This window comes from Sphingomonas sp. OV641 (assembly GCF_900109205.1).
Lineage (GTDB): Bacteria > Pseudomonadota > Alphaproteobacteria > Sphingomonadales > Sphingomonadaceae > Sphingomonas.
Genome location: NZ_FNZB01000005.1, coordinates 123,631 through 137,560, shown reverse-complemented (window position 1 = coordinate 137,560; position 13,930 = coordinate 123,631). Strand labels below are relative to the sequence as shown.

13 protein-coding genes are annotated in these 13,930 nt (G+C 64.9%); 10 read left to right on the top strand and 3 right to left on the bottom strand.

Translation table 11 applies throughout. The features are described from left to right. A partial coding sequence (istA, locus tag BMX36_RS18005; protein ID WP_143058614.1) for an IS21 family transposase occupies positions 1-977 on the bottom strand: 977 nt, incomplete at its 3' end. Between the two features lie 149 nt (positions 978-1,126). On the opposite strand from istA, the gene BMX36_RS18000 reads away from it, so the two are divergent. Continuing rightward, positions 1,127-1,636 carry a recombinase family protein gene (locus tag BMX36_RS18000; protein ID WP_218142211.1) on the top strand — a complete coding sequence of 170 codons (510 nt, stop codon included), beginning with the start codon at positions 1,127-1,129 and terminating at the stop codon, positions 1,634-1,636. Between the two features lie 337 nt (positions 1,637-1,973). On the opposite strand, the gene BMX36_RS17995 is transcribed toward BMX36_RS18000, so the two are convergent. After that, on the bottom strand, positions 1,974-2,462 hold the full coding sequence (locus BMX36_RS17995; protein ID WP_061780290.1) for a helix-turn-helix domain-containing protein: 489 nt from the start codon (positions 2,460-2,462) through the stop codon (positions 1,974-1,976). A 354-nt stretch (positions 2,463-2,816) separates the two neighbouring features. Between BMX36_RS17995 and BMX36_RS17990 the strand changes: the two genes are divergently transcribed. After that, positions 2,817-3,776 carry an Abi family protein gene (locus BMX36_RS17990; protein ID WP_042469203.1) on the top strand — a complete coding sequence of 320 codons (960 nt, stop codon included), beginning with the start codon at positions 2,817-2,819 and terminating at the stop codon, positions 3,774-3,776. Between the two features lie 61 nt (positions 3,777-3,837). Here BMX36_RS17990 and BMX36_RS17985 read toward each other — a convergent pair whose 3' ends face one another. Continuing rightward, entirely contained in the window at positions 3,838-4,107 is a 270-nt protein-coding gene (locus tag BMX36_RS17985) for a metal-sensing transcriptional repressor (RefSeq protein WP_042469202.1), read from the bottom strand. Positions 4,108-4,193: 86 nt separating this feature from the next. Between BMX36_RS17985 and BMX36_RS17980 the strand changes: the two genes are divergently transcribed. The 8 genes from BMX36_RS17980 (at position 4,194) to BMX36_RS17945 (ending at position 13,348) form a co-directional block, all read left to right on the top strand. Then, positions 4,194-5,519, top strand: coding sequence for an MFS transporter (locus tag BMX36_RS17980; RefSeq protein WP_061780291.1), 1,326 nt, complete (start codon positions 4,194-4,196; stop codon positions 5,517-5,519). Between the two features lie 41 nt (positions 5,520-5,560). Continuing rightward, a complete protein-coding gene (locus BMX36_RS17975; protein WP_061780292.1) occupies positions 5,561-5,935 on the top strand; it encodes a hypothetical protein in 375 nt (124 codons plus the stop codon). Between the two features lie 53 nt (positions 5,936-5,988). Then, on the top strand, positions 5,989-7,248 hold the full coding sequence (locus tag BMX36_RS17970) for a TolC family protein (protein ID WP_042469198.1): 1,260 nt from the start codon (positions 5,989-5,991) through the stop codon (positions 7,246-7,248). Then, complete coding sequence (locus BMX36_RS17965) at positions 7,245-8,399, top strand: efflux RND transporter periplasmic adaptor subunit (protein ID WP_042469196.1); 1,155 nt, start codon at positions 7,245-7,247, stop codon at positions 8,397-8,399. Before BMX36_RS17970 ends, BMX36_RS17965 begins: the two co-directional genes overlap by 4 nt. Beyond that, complete coding sequence (locus BMX36_RS17960) at positions 8,396-11,629, top strand: efflux RND transporter permease subunit (protein ID WP_042469194.1); 3,234 nt, start codon at positions 8,396-8,398, stop codon at positions 11,627-11,629. The genes BMX36_RS17965 and BMX36_RS17960 overlap by 4 nt, the downstream gene beginning before the upstream one ends. A 107-nt stretch (positions 11,630-11,736) precedes the next feature. Continuing rightward, on the top strand, positions 11,737-12,384 hold the full coding sequence (locus BMX36_RS17955; RefSeq protein ID WP_042469303.1) for a HupE/UreJ family protein: 648 nt from the start codon (positions 11,737-11,739) through the stop codon (positions 12,382-12,384). Next, positions 12,384-12,986: a hypothetical protein gene (locus BMX36_RS17950; protein ID WP_042469192.1), complete on the top strand. Its 603-nt coding sequence runs from the start codon at positions 12,384-12,386 to the stop codon at positions 12,984-12,986. The genes BMX36_RS17955 and BMX36_RS17950 overlap by 1 nt, the downstream gene beginning before the upstream one ends. Before the next feature lie 44 nt (positions 12,987-13,030). Beyond that, complete coding sequence (locus tag BMX36_RS17945) at positions 13,031-13,348, top strand: DUF6488 family protein (RefSeq protein ID WP_042469191.1); 318 nt, start codon at positions 13,031-13,033, stop codon at positions 13,346-13,348. Positions 13,349-13,930 lie beyond the last annotated feature (582 nt).

Sequence of the window (13,930 nt, the reverse complement as noted above, 5' to 3'; positions counted from 1 at the left end):
AGGCATGTGCCGCTTACCGCATGCTCGCTCTCGTGGAAGCCGTCGAAGGGCGCGACAACAGGCTGGAGTACAGCCTGTTCGGCTGCCCATGCCTCAGCGACCGTCAGTTCCTTCTGCTCGGGATGCTGGTGCATGTCGGCCCAGCGCCGACACTCGGCCTCCAACCAGCCGTTCAGCTCAGCGAGGCTGGTAAAGCGCAGGCGTGGCTGGAAGAAGCGGCCGCGCGCGGTCTGCACCTGGTTCTCGACCTGACCCTTCTCCCAACCCGACGCGGGCGAGCAGGCGGTCGGCTCGACCATGTAGTGGTTGGCCATGACCAGGAAGCGCCGGTTGAAGACACGCTCCTTGCCGGTGAACACGCTCGTCACCGCCGTCTTCATGTTGTCGTAGATGCCGCGCGTCGGCACGCCTCCGAAGAAGGCAAACGCCCGCGCATGCGCGTCGAACAGCATCTCCTGTGTCTCGCGCGGATAGGCCCGCACATACATGGCCCGCGACGCGCACAGTCGCACATGCGCGACCTTCACGCGCATCGGCTTGCCCGAGATCTCCACGTCCTCATGGCTCCAGTCGAACTGATAGGCCTCGCCCGGTCGGAACAGCAGCGGGATGAACGCCGGCGCATCCATCACATCGCGACGTCGCGCCTGCCGCCAGCGGGCCGCATAACGGCGAACCGCGTCGTACGAGCCGTCGAACCCTTCGCGTAGCAGCAGGTCGTGGATGCGCGTGAGGCGCAGCTTCTCGCGCCGCGGCCGTGCCTCATCGTCCTCCAGCAAAGCATCCAGTCGCGCCTGGAACGGACCCAGCTTCGGCAGCGGCTGCACTGCCCGCCGGTAGCCCATGTCCGCCTCCGGTGCCCGGATCGCCTTGCGCACCACCTTGCGCGACAGGTGCAGGTCCCGCGCTATCGCCTTGATGGCCTTCCCCGACGCGTGCTCGCGCCGGATCCTCAACACCGTCTCCAATACCAGCATCCCGCTCTCGCCGCCTGACACACCGCCAAGCGAACAGCCTAGACCACCGGGATGAGGGGTCCCTTTTCGACGCCGATCACCCCGCTACCGGGGTCCTTTTTCCACGCCGATCCACAGGCTATGTCCGGGTCAGCACGTTCGATCAGAATGTGGATCGCCAATTGGAAGGTCAGTCGCTCGATCGGACCTTCACCGACAAGGCATCGGGCAAGGACGTCAACCGCCCCCAGCTTGAGGCTCTGCTCACTTTCGCCCGCGAAGGCGATACCGTCGTCGTCCACAGCATGGATCGGTTGGCCCGCAATCTGGATGACCTGCGCAAGCTGGTCCAGGGCCTCACCAAGCGAGGTATCCGGATCGAGTTTGAGAAGGAAAGCCTGTCCTTCTCGGGGGAGGACTCCCCGATGGCCAATCTGATGCTCTCGGTCATGGGTGCGTTTGCTGAGTTCGAGCGCGCCCTGATCCGCGAACGGCAACGCGAAGGCATTGCGATCGCTCGGCAGCGCGGCGCCTATCGGGGGCGGAAACGGTCGCTCTCGGATGAGATGATTGCCGATCTGCACCGCCGCGTTGCCGCCGGTGAACGCAAGGCGACCATCGCGCGCGACATGGGCATCAGCCGCGAAACCCTCTACCAGTACCTTCGCGCCGCTGCCTGACACCAATGTTCACATTATGTCCGGAAAATCGTTGTTCAGCGTACAAAGCTTGAGGTGACGCCCGATAGTCCCCGGCATAGGCCACGATGACATGGTTGAGCTTGCCGCATGAAGGGCAGGTCGATTGGCGTGTCTCTTCGGTATAGCTCATGAGCTTCCCCGGGGTTTGGGGTCAGCGCCCCGCTGTGCTAAATCAGCGAGCGTAGGGATTGGCGGCGTCATTACCCCTTTTGGAAGGGGGCCATGCTTCTGCCCGAAGCGCCAATCCCTACGTTCCGAACCGGCCTTGGACTGACCGGCCCCACACGCCGCTTTCGCGGCGCGCGATCCTTGAAACCTATGCCGTTTTCGTCTCAGCCTTCGCGCGTCGGCGCTTGTTCTGATCCGTCACCTTCTCGAACTCCGGCGCGATCGTCTCCAGCTTGGCGATCAGTCCGGACAGATCGTAGCCATTGCTGTCCTGGCCCTTGTGCCGCTTGAAGCGCTCGACCCGTTTGATGAAACCCTTCGTCTCCAACGCGGTCAGGTGCCGCTGAACCGTCCGTGCGTCCTTGCCCATACGGCGGGCGATCGTGTCCTTGGCAGGATGCGGATCGTGATCGGCCGACCACCAATGGCTGATGAGCTGAAGCAGCACGTTCAACTCGTCAGGCTTCAGACCCATCTTGGCCTGGCCCCACAACAGGATCGACGGGATCATGCTGTAGCCACGCGACAGGACGGCATCCGGCCACTTGTCCTTCCGCTTCTTCGGCTTCGCCACCGCCGCGATCGAAAAGACGTTCGATCCTGCCTCCTTTGTGGTATCGTCGGGTTGCTTGCTCATGATGGTGGAAATAGCACATTCGCGCACCATTTCCAGAGGGGGTGGGGAGACAAAAACGTCGCCCACTCGGAGACATTGTTGTCCCTAGTGAGGGAGGCACCAATGTCTCACGAAGCACAGTGAGCCCGTAAACACGATACCGTGTAATCAGGATAAGGAAGCATATAGGGCGGAGACAGATTTGCCTCCCCCAAAATTTGTCGGAGCGCGTTTGCCTCGCCCGAGCGGTCACGCGGCGACCCGCCGTCAATTTTTAATTGAATCCTCAGACCCGAACATCTAGATAGAGGACAACATGGCCGTCCCCGCTGTTGCCTATGGCATCAAGGGGCGGCCTTCTTCATATCTGGGGCGATGCTTCCGCCCTACGCCAAACCCCATCTCAGCTTCGCCGACCAGCTCGCCCTCCTTGAAGGCCGCGGTTTGGGCGTCACCGACCAAGCCAAAGCCATCCGCCATCTTGAGCGAATCGGCTACGGTCGCCTGTCGCCCTATTGGCAACCGCTGCAAGAGCGCATCCCCGATCCCGACGATGCCACGCGCACCATTCGCACCGACCAGTTTCAAGCCGGTGCCGAGTTTCGCCATGCCGTCGATCTCTATCTCTTCGACAAGCAGCTCCGCTTGCTCTTCCTCGATGCCATCGAACGGATCGAAGTCGCGCTGCGCGTCGATCTCGCCCATGCGCTCGGGAATCGTGACCTGTTCGCCCATCGATCGGTCGCCTACCTCGATCCCAATCGTGCGAACGCTAATTTTAAAGGCACGACCCGGCACCTGAGCTGGTTGGCGAAGGCGGACGATTCCGTCGACCGCTGTAAAGACGATTGGGTGTCGGAGTTCTACAATACCTACACGCCGCCAATGCCGATCTGGATGGCTGTCGAGGCATGGGATTTTGGAACGCTATCCTGGCTGCTCGAAATGGCGCATCCCAACGACCGTTTCGCCATCGCAAAACGCTATAATCTGCTCCCCGACACGCTGGTGAGCTGGATCAAGAGCCTTGCCTTCGTGCGCAACATCAGCGCGCATCATTCCCGGCTGTGGAATACCGGCATCATCAACCAGCCCCAGGTGCCCAAAGCGTTCGAGGCGCCGCGCATGGTCCATATCGGCAACGACGTCGTGCAGCGGAACCGTGTCTATGGCGCGGCGGCAGTTGCCTCCTATCTCGCCAAGCGGATCAATCCGGGCACATCGTGGAGTGGCCGGATGAAAGCACATTGGCTTTCCTTCCCCGAAATGCCATTCGCCAGCGCCGCGCAGGGCGGGTTTCTCGAAGGCTGGGATCAGGAAGCGATCTGGGCCTAATGCGCCCGGTAGCGGTCTTCAGGAGGTGTGCCACGTGGCACACCCCTCGCCGCGCGGCGCATCACCAGTATTTTGAGATCGCGCGGAACTGCTCCACCGCCGCCTTGGTCCCCTCACCTTCTTCGGCATGGACTAGGCAATGGTCGATATGATCGTTGATGAGCGCGCGCTTGGCGCTGGCGATGGCGTTTTCGACCGCTTGAAGCTGTTGCGCAATATCGACGCAGGGGCGCTCCTCTTCGATCATGCCGACGATGCTACGCAGATGACCAGCGACGCGGTTGAGCCGTTTGACGATTGCGGGGTGGCTGGTGTGAGCGTGATGGGCCATCCCCTTATTTAGTGCGCGTGAGGGGCTGCTGTCGAGTATCCCCCAGGGGGGATAGACTCGATCCCCCGGGGGGATATAGCGCGATCATGCTCAGTGTCCTCGCCAACCGCACGTATCGGCACCTTTTCCTCGCGCAGATCATCGCGCTTGTAGGAACGGGACTGGCGACGGTCGCGCTCGGCTTGCTCGCTTACGACATAGCTGGCGGCAGTGCCGGGGCGGTGCTGGGGACTGCGCTTGCGATTAAGATGGTCGCCTATATCGGCGTCGCGCCGATCGCCGGCGCGTTCGCCAATCGCGTGCCACGCCGTGCCTTGCTGGTCGGAATGGACGTGATCCGCGCCGGTGTCGCCATTTGCCTGCCGTTCGTGAACCAAGTCTGGCAGGTCTATATCTTGATCTTCGTCCTGCAATCGGCATCGGCCGCGTTCACGCCAACCTTTCAGGCTACGATCCCGGACGTCCTCCCGGAGGAACGCGACTATACCCGCGCGCTGTCCCTGTCCCGCCTCGCCTATGACATGGAGAGCCTGACGAGCCCGATCCTCGCGGCCGGTCTTTTGACGGTGATGAGCTACCACTGGCTGTTCTCGGGCACCGCGATAGGCTTTGTCGCGTCGGCGCTGCTGGTCGTATCGACCGTCCTGCCCCGACCGGCGCCGGTTGAGGCCGAGGGCGGCATCTACGACAAGACGACGCGGGGCACGCGTATATACCTCGCGACGCCTCGCCTGCGCGGATTGCTGGCGCTGACCCTCACCGCTGCCGCCGCGAGCGCAATGGTGATCGTCAACACCGTCGTTATCGTGAAAGGCATGGGCCTAAGCCAGCGCGACGTCGCGTTGACCCTCGCCGCCTTCGGGGGCGGCTCGATCACCGCTGCGCTGACCCTGCCTCGTATCCTCGATCGGATTGCGGATCGGACCGTCATGCTGGTCGCCGCCGCTATCCTGACGTTGGCGCTCGCGGCCCTCGCCGCGATCACCGCCATCATGCAGCCAGGCCCGGCCTACTGGCATGTCCTGCTCGGCGGATGGTTGGTGCTGGGCGTCGCCTATTCAGCGAGCGTCACGCCATCGGGACGGCTGCTACGTCGGTCGGCGAACGCCGATGATCGCCCCGCATTGTTCGCGGCACAATTCGCACTCAGCCACGTCTGCTGGCTGGTCTGCTATCCGCTCGTCGGCCAGCTCGGCGCTCGCGTCGGAATGGAGGCGGCGTTCGGTGCGATGGCCGTTCTTGCTGCGATCGGCACCCTCGTCGCCGTCCGTATATGGCCCGCGAACGACCCCGACGTGATCGCGCATGAACATAGCGACCTCGCCGCCGATGATCCGCATCTCGCGGTCCACAGCCACGGCGAACATCCCTATGTGATCGACCGTCGCCATCCAAAATGGCCGGGTAAGTGATTTCCTTGCCCCGTTCCCAACGTCCGCCTACGCTGCGCACGATGGCGATGCGTCGTTCCTCTTCCGCGCTGTTCGGAGCCGTGCTGGCGCTCGTCGCCATGCTCGGCCTCGTCGCGGCGTCGTCGTGGCACAGCGCGATGGTCCATGACCATGTGCCCGTGCAAGTCGCCGCCGTCGACCATGACCATGACCATGCGGCTGCGGCCGAGCATAACGATCACGCTCCCGCCAAGCAGACTGGCGGCGACAGTCCGGTGCATGTTCTCGCTCATGCCGCTGGTCATTGGGTCGCCTTCGACGGGCCGACGACTGCGAAAGTGCCGGCGATCGTCGCCGCTCGCGCGTGGTCGATCCTCACCACATCGCTGGCGAGCGGTATCGATCCTTCCAAGCTCCTGCGCCCTCCCCGCGGATGAGTCTCGCCGGCGCGTGACGCGCCGACAGACTTACCCCTGGAGGATTATGGATTATGAACGGCAGTTATCGCCGGCAGCGCGTGCTTGCGCTGGCCGGCACGCTCGCGGCGCTATGGCCCGCGGGTGCAGCGTGGTCGCAGACCGCGCCCCCTTTCGCACAGCTTCTGAACCAGACGCGCGATGTGCCCCGCGTCACGGTCTTGGAAGCCGACGTCGCCCGCGCGCGGGGCCTTGCCGAGCAAGCTCGCGCGCGGCCTAACCCGTCGATCAACGTCTATGCCGAAAATTTCGCGGGCGACCTCGATCGCAACGCGCGCAACCAGCAGCAAACGACGTTCCAGATCGATCAGCCCATCGAGCTGGGTGGCAAGCGATCAGCCCGGATCGCCGCCGGTGAAGCCGGCATCGTCGCGGCGCAGGCGCGCAATCGCGATGGTCGCCTTGTCTATGCGACCGAGCTGGCACGCGCCTATGCCGGCGCCGAGATCGCCGATCGGCGCATCGCTATTGCCGAGGACGAAGTTGAGGAGGCGACCGACGACCTGAAGGTGGCCCGCGCCTTGGTCGGCGCTGGCAAGGAAGCCCGCCTCCGGCAGGTGCAGGCTGAAACAGAACTCAACACGCTTCAGGCCGACCTCGAAAACGCGCGCGCCCTCAAGACGGCCGCGCTGGCACGCCTGTCCGCGCTGGCCGGTATTACAACCCCCTTCACCGGCCTGTCGGAATCACTCTTGGATCGGCTCGACGCCAAGCCGGCGTTCGGCCCCATCGACCCTATGCAGGCGACGATGGTGCGCGTTGCAGAAGCCGAACGGGACGCCGCAGCGCGAGCGGTGACGGTGCAACAGCGCCTCGCCATCCCCAACGTCACCGCGCAGCTCGGCGTGCGCCAGCTTCGCGTCGCGAGCGGCCCCGCCGTCGTTGCCGGCATATCCGTCCCGCTGCCCCTCTTCGATCGCAACCGGGGCAACATCTCGGCGGCACGTGCCGAACTGCAAGGTGCCGAGGCGCGTGCCGCAGCAGCCCGGCTCGAAGCCGAGGCGGGGACACGCGCTGGTCTCGCACTGGTAGAGGCAGCCGACGCTCGCGCCGCTGCCGCGCAGCGGACGTTGGCGACCGCCCAAGAGGGCTATCGCCTCGCTCGCGTGGCCTACGAGGCGGGCAAAAGCCCGCTGATCGAACTCCTTGCCGCGCGTCACAATCTCGGGGTCGCCCGTGGCGTCATCCTCGACGCCGCCGCAGCGCGCCTCGACGCTCGCGCCAATCTGGCCCGTCTGCAGGGCCTCACCATCACCGGAGAAGCGGTGCAATGACCGATAAAAATCGTCTCTACACCGGCGCCGCCATTGGCCTGGTCGCTGCCGCTGCGCTTGGGTTCGGCGCTGCGCGCCTCACCCAATCGTCCACCCCCGCCCCTGCCCCTACGGAAGCCGCAGCGCCAGCAAAGCCGTCGAACACGGTCGCGATGACGCAACAGGCGCTTTCAGCATCGCAAATCACTGTAGCCCCGGCGGCATCCGGCGAGCTGGACGCCGCGATCCTTGCCTCCGCCACGGTCGAGGCGACGCCCGACGCCGAGGCGGTGCTGACCGCGCGCGCGCCAGGCACGGTCAGCCGTATCATGGTCCGCATCGGCGATCCGGTTCGCGCCGGCCAGACCCTTGCATTGGTCGAGAGCCGCGACGCTTCACAAATCGCAGCCGACCGCTCGGCCGCATCCGCGCGCGTCACCCTCGCCGCGCGTCAGCTCGAACGAGAGCGCGGTTTGCTCGCGCAGGGTGTGACACCCCGCGCCGACTATGAATCGGCACAGGCCAACCTTGCCGTCGCCCAGGCCGACGCTCGCCGGGCTAGCGCCGCCGCGGGCGCGGCTCGCGTGTCGGGCGACGGTCGATCGGTTGCGGTCGTCAGCCCCGTTTCGGGGCGCGTTACCAATGCCGGTGCCAATCTCGGCCAGTTCGTCGCGGCTGAAACCGAGCTGTTCCGCGTCGCCGATCCGAGCCGGCTTCAGATTACCGCAAGCGTCCCGCCTGCCGATGCTGGCCGTGTCCGAGAAGGCGACAGGGTAGAGCTGACCACCACAGACGGTCGCACGATAGAAGGGCGGGTGCGTTCGGCGACCGGCGTCGTCGATCCGCAATCGCGGACCGCGACGGTCGTCGTCACGCCGACCGCCGGCGGCAGCACGCTTGCCCCGGGCCAGCTTGTTCAGGCTCGCATCCTCGCCAGTGGCGGGGCCGCAAAGAGCGGCGTGATGGTGCCGCAAGACGCGGTGCAGACGCTTGGCAGCGACAGCGTGGTGTTCGTCCGCACCGGCCAGGGCTTCCGCGCGCAGCCGGTTCAGATCGGCAGCCGATCGGGCGGGATGGTGGCGATCACCGGCGGCCTTGCCGCCGGCACGCAGATCGCCACCACCAACGCTTTCCTTCTCAAGGCCGAGATCGAGAAGGAGTCGGCGGAATGATCGGCCGCATCCTCTCCCTTTCGGTCCGGATGCGATGGCTTGTCGCCTTCCTGACCCTCGTCGTCATCGGCTTCGGCCTCTGGCAGATCACCAAGCTGCCGATCGACGCCGTGCCCGACGTCACCAACCGGCAGGTCCAGATCAGCACCTTCGCGCCGACGCTGGGGCCGGTCGACATCGAGAAGCAGGTGACGTTCCCGGTGGAGACGGCGCTTGCCGGAATACCAGGGCTTGAGATGACCCGCTCCATCTCACGCAATGGCTTCAGCCAGGTGACAGCGGTCTTTACCGACCGCACCGATATTTACTTTGCGCGCCAGCAGGTGACGGAACGGCTCGCACAGTCGCGCGACAGCCTTCCCGCCAACGCGCAGCCGATCCTCGCGCCGCTCAGCACCGGGCTTGGCGAGATCTTCTTCTATTCGGTCGCCTTCCGCCATCCCGACGGCAAGGGCCTGAAGACGGTCGACGGCAAACCGGGCTGGCAGTCGGACGGCAGCTACCTCACCCCCGAGGGCGAGCGGCTGACCACCGAACTGGCGAAGGCCGCCTATCTCCGCACGGTGCAGGACTGGATCATCCGCCCGCAGATGCGGGCGGTGCGCGGCGTCGCCGGCGTCGATTCCAACGGCGGCTATGTGAAGCAATATCTGATCGAGCCGAACCTCAACGCGCTCGCCAGCTATGGATTGTCCGTCACGGAGCTGGCGGATGCGATGGAGCGGGCCAACCTCTCCGCCGGGTCGAACTATGTCCGCCGCGCTGGCGAGAGCTTCCTTGTCCGCGCCGATGCTCGTCTGAAGTCGATCGAAGACATTCAGGAAGCCGTCGTCGCGACCCGCAACGGCGTCCCCGTTCGCGTCAAGGACGTGGGCCAGGTGGTGATCGGCGGTGCGGTCCGCACCGGCTCCGGCAGTCGCATGGGATCGGAAGCGGTCATCTCGACCGTGCTGATGCTGGTAGGCGACAACAGCCGCATCGTCGCGACAGACGCCGCCGAGAAGCTGACGCAGATCAACAAGGCGCTGCCGCCCGACGTGTTCGCCGAGCCGGTCTATAACCGCTCAAAGCTCGTCAACGCGACGATCGCGACGGTGGAAAAGAACCTGACCGAAGGCGCGCTGCTCGTCATCGTCGTGCTGTTCCTGCTGCTCGGCAACATCCGCGCTGCGCTCATCACCGCCGCAGTCATCCCGATTACCATGTTGATGACGGCCGCAGGAATGAACGGGCTGGGCGTGTCGGGCAATCTGATGAGCCTCGGCGCGCTCGATTTCGGGTTGATCGTCGACGGCGCCGTCATCATCGTCGAGAACGCGCTTCGCCGCCTCGCCGAACGCCAGGAGCATGAAGGCCGGCTTCTCACCCGCGAAGAGCGGATGGAGGAAACGACGCTCGCGGCCAAGGAGATGGTGCGGCCGACCGTTTATGGTCAGCTCATCATCTTCCTCGTCTTCGTGCCGCTGCTCACCTTCCAGGGCGTTGAGGGCAAGACGTTCGCGCCGATGGCGATCACGTTGATGGTGGCGCTCGCCTCTGCTTTCGTCCTGTCGCTTACCTTCGTTCCCGCGATGATCGCGATCGTCGTCAAGGGCCGGGTCAGTGAGACGGAAGTGAAGCCGATCCGCTGGTTCAAGGAACGCTACGCCCCCGTGCTGGGCCGGGCTGTCGCCCGCCCGATGCCCTTCATCCTGGGCGGTGTCGGCGTGTTCGTCGCGGCCGTGCTGAGCTTTGGCTTCCTCGGCGAGGAGTTCATGCCGCAGCTCGACGAGAAGGACATAACCGTCACCAACTTCCGCGTGCCATCTGCGTCGATCGACCAATCGACGCAGATGCAGCTCCAGATCGAGAATGCATTGAAGACGCTGCCGGAGGTGGCGCTGGTCTTCTCCAAGAACGGTAACGCCGACCTCGGCACCGATCCGATGCCACCCAATGCGTCGGATACCTACGTCATCCCCAAGCCGGAGAACGAGTGGCCGACGGAGGTGAAAAGCAAGGAGGACATTCTTCGCCGCATCGAGGAGCGGATGAAGCCGCTGATCGGCAACCGGACGGAGATCCAGCAACCGATCCAGATGCGCTTCAACGAGCTGATCGCCGGCGTTCGCGCCGACGTCGCGATCAAACTTTACGGCGACGACCTCGACGCGATGAGCGAACAGGCGAAGCGCATCGCCGCCGTCATGCGCACGATCCCCGGCGCTGGCGACGTGAGTGCCGAACAGACGTCCGGCGCGCCGACCTTCGACGTGCAGATCGACCGTCAGGCGGCGGGCCGTTACGGCCTGTCGGTCGAGGAGGTGGCGAACACCGTCTCGGCTGCGCTTGGCGGGCGTGAGGCCGGGCTGCTGTTCGAGGGCGACCGGCGGTTCGACGTCGTGGTCCGCCTGCCCGACGCGCAGCGGGACGACCTTGAGACGCTGGGGTCGATCCCGGTGATGCTGCCCGCTGCCGAAGGTCAGGTGGCGCGCTCGATCCCGCTAAGCCAGGTCGCCCGGTTCAACTACACCCAAGGGTTGAACCAGATCAGTCGTGAGAACGGCAAGCGGATGGTGGTCGTGCAGATCAACGTGCGTGGGCGCGACCTTGGCGGGTTCGTCGAGGAAGCGCAGGCGAAGATCGGCCAGATGCAGCTCCCCGCTGGCATGTATACCGAGTGGGGCGGCACCTTCGAGAGCCTGCAATCGGCTCGGCTACGCCTGCTGATCGTGGTGCCGATCTGCTTCATTGCGATCTACGCCCTGCTCTACATGGCGCTCGGCAGCTTCGTGTCGGCGGCGATCGTGTTCTCGGCGGTGCCGATGGCGCTTGCCGGGGGCGTGTTTGCGCTGCTGCTGCGCGGCATCCCCTTCTCGATCACCGCAGCGGTCGGGTTCATCGCCCTGTCGGGCGTCGCCGTCCTCAACGGCCTCGTGATGATGAGCGCGATCGGGAAGCATCGCGAGGAAGGGGCGAGCGACGATGACGCGATCGTGGACGGCGCAATGGAGCGCGTCCGCCCGGTGCTGATGACCGCGCTGGTGGCATCGCTCGGCTTCGTGCCGATGGCGCTCGCCACCGGCACAGGTGCCGAGGTGCAACGGCCGCTCGCAACCGTCGTCATCGGCGGCCTCATTACTTCGACCGCCCTGACCTTGCTGGTGCTGCCAGCGATCACCGCCCTGGCGGGCCGGTGGTCGCAACGGCGACGCCCCGACCCTGCCACCCCGACGCACGCGCTCGCGTGATGAAGCGGAGACAATTTACCGTGGAAACATCATCCAACCGCCCGTGGCGCCTCCCGCTGCACTTGAGAGGGGTGACGACGTTCCTTGCCGTCGCCACCGCGACGTTCATGGCAAGCGCCGCCTATGCACATGGGGTCGCCGAAGGCGATCAGGCATTCATCGAAACGATCAACGGACCCGCCCCTGGCGCCTTCCTCTATCTCGGCGCCAAGCACATGGTCACAGGTTACGACCATCTGCTGTTTCTGTTCGGGGTGATCTTCTTCCTCTACCGGATGAAGCAGGTTGCCGCCTACGTGACGCTGTTCGCGATCGGCCACAGCACGACGCTGATCGCCGGCGTTCTGCTCGGCACCCACGTCAGTCCCTATGCGATCGACGCGATTATCGGTCTGTCGGTGGTCTATAAGGCGCTCGACAATCTCGGTGCCTATCAGCGGTGGTTCGGCGTCCAGCCTAACGCCAAGGCCGCGGTCCTGATCTTCGGCCTGTTCCACGGCTTCGGCCTCGCGACCAAGCTCCAGGACTTCGCGCTGCCATCGAACGGCCTTTTGGTGAATCTGTTGTCGTTCAACGTCGGCGTCGAAATCGGCCAGTTACTCGCTCTGTCCGCGATCCTGATCGTCATGGGCTACTGGCGCCGCACCGCCAGCTTCCGCCGACATGCCTTTGCCGCGAACGTGGTCCTGATGACCGCGGGCTTCGTCCTTACCGGCTACCAGCTCGCCGGCCTCATTCTCGAAGGGAACGCCTGATGAAAAACGCCAATCTGCCAAACGTCGGCGATCTCCCGACGCTGCGCCAGCTCAACCGGGCAACGGCGCTTGCCTTCGGCGTCGCCGTCGCGCTGCTCGCGACGACGATCCTGCCCGCCGAATACGGCGTCGATCCGATCGGGACGGGCCGCCTGCTCGGCCTCACTCGCATGGGAGAGGTCAAGCAGGCCGAACATGCAGCCGAGACCGCCACAGTCCCGGCGACCACGGCGCCGGCTTCGCCGGCTGCAAGGTCGAGCGTGCCGGCGACCGCGCAGACGGCCGAGGTGAAGATCACGCTCCAGCCCGACGAAGGTCGCGAAGTGAAGGCAGACATGCGCGCTGGCGACCGGATCGCCTACGCCTGGTCGACCGGCGGACCGGAGGTCCGTTTCGAGCTTCACGGCGAGGAACACGACGCGCCGGCAGATAAATACACCAGCTACGAGAAAGGATCGTCCGCCGGCGAGAAGGGCGATTTCCAGGCTCCTTTCGACGGGATGCACGGATGGTATTGGCGCAACCGCACCACTGCGCCCGTGACCATCACCGTGACGGCGACCGGCACGTTCCGCAGCTTCGCTGCGAAGCCGAAATCCTGATCGTAGCGATGCACTCCACCCTTTCCACCACGAGGAGACTACCCATGAAATACGCAGTCCTAGCCGTCGCGGTATTGGCCGCAGCCCCCGCCGCCGCCCATCCCGTTCACGACGAGGAAGCGCATAGCCAAGCGCCCGCCGAGGTGGCGCGTCAGCACGTCGTTCGCATGGTGACGCAATCCAAGCTCGCCCCGAGCTGGTCCAAAGCAAAGGTCGAGGGCACCGCGCAGCGGACCGCCAACGGCGCGCGTCAGACCGTCGTGACTTTCACCAATCCCTCCGAGCCTGTCGCACGGCGCACGCTTCACGTCGTGATTGGTGCGGACGGCAAGGTTGTTTCCGCCAACCCTTCGGCGAGCTGAATAACCGGCTCGTTGCGGGACCATACCCGAGCCGGCAGCCCTTCGGGGTTGCCGGCCAACTTGGCGACGGACCCGCGAGGCGTGAGTCCGGATTAATGAGGAAGCGGAATGGTTGACGTGCGCATCTGCGCCGCCACGCTACTTATGATGACCGTTGGCTGTTCGGAGCCGTCACCAAATACTCGCGACACGTCGGAGATACACCGACCTCACTCAATGACGCGGGTCTTGGAACAGCGATACGTCACATGCGCAGACGGCAGCCGGGCCGACATTGATTTCCTCGACGACGGTTTGCGCATGGCCGTGACATGGTTGCCGTCCGGGCCGACCGAGATTCTGGCGGCGTCCAAGACAGGAGAGCCCTTCACGGGGCGTCACACGCGTGCGATCATGGCCGGAGGAACGATCGCATTCGAGCGCGGTCGCACTCTCCTACGCATCTGCCAACATCCTCACCGATGATAATGAGCGGGTCTGACGCTTCGGCGGTGAAGACGGCGAAATCCATACCATCAGGCTTGAAGACCCTGCGCGACCCTGACGGGCACGGCCCTATCGGCGCGTTCGCGCCGACCGAGC

Excerpts from the sequence above, each read along its gene's own strand:
- BMX36_RS17995 (WP_061780290.1), bottom strand. The coding sequence starts at position 2,462 with ATGAGCAAGCAACCCGACGATACCACAAAGGAGGCAGGATCGAACGTC.
- BMX36_RS17990 (WP_042469203.1), top strand. The coding sequence starts at position 2,817 with ATGCTTCCGCCCTACGCCAAACCCCATCTCAGCTTCGCCGACCAGCTC.
- BMX36_RS17985 (WP_042469202.1), bottom strand. The coding sequence starts at position 4,107 with ATGGCCCATCACGCTCACACCAGCCACCCCGCAATCGTCAAACGGCTC.
- BMX36_RS17980 (WP_061780291.1), top strand. The coding sequence starts at position 4,194 with ATGCTCAGTGTCCTCGCCAACCGCACGTATCGGCACCTTTTCCTCGCG.
- BMX36_RS17975 (WP_061780292.1), top strand. The coding sequence starts at position 5,561 with ATGGCGATGCGTCGTTCCTCTTCCGCGCTGTTCGGAGCCGTGCTGGCG.
- BMX36_RS17970 (WP_042469198.1), top strand. The coding sequence starts at position 5,989 with ATGAACGGCAGTTATCGCCGGCAGCGCGTGCTTGCGCTGGCCGGCACG.
- BMX36_RS17965 (WP_042469196.1), top strand. The coding sequence starts at position 7,245 with ATGACCGATAAAAATCGTCTCTACACCGGCGCCGCCATTGGCCTGGTC.
- BMX36_RS17960 (WP_042469194.1), top strand. The coding sequence starts at position 8,396 with ATGATCGGCCGCATCCTCTCCCTTTCGGTCCGGATGCGATGGCTTGTC.
- BMX36_RS17955 (WP_042469303.1), top strand. The coding sequence starts at position 11,737 with ATGGCAAGCGCCGCCTATGCACATGGGGTCGCCGAAGGCGATCAGGCA.
- BMX36_RS17950 (WP_042469192.1), top strand. The coding sequence starts at position 12,384 with ATGAAAAACGCCAATCTGCCAAACGTCGGCGATCTCCCGACGCTGCGC.
- BMX36_RS17945 (WP_042469191.1), top strand. The coding sequence starts at position 13,031 with ATGAAATACGCAGTCCTAGCCGTCGCGGTATTGGCCGCAGCCCCCGCC.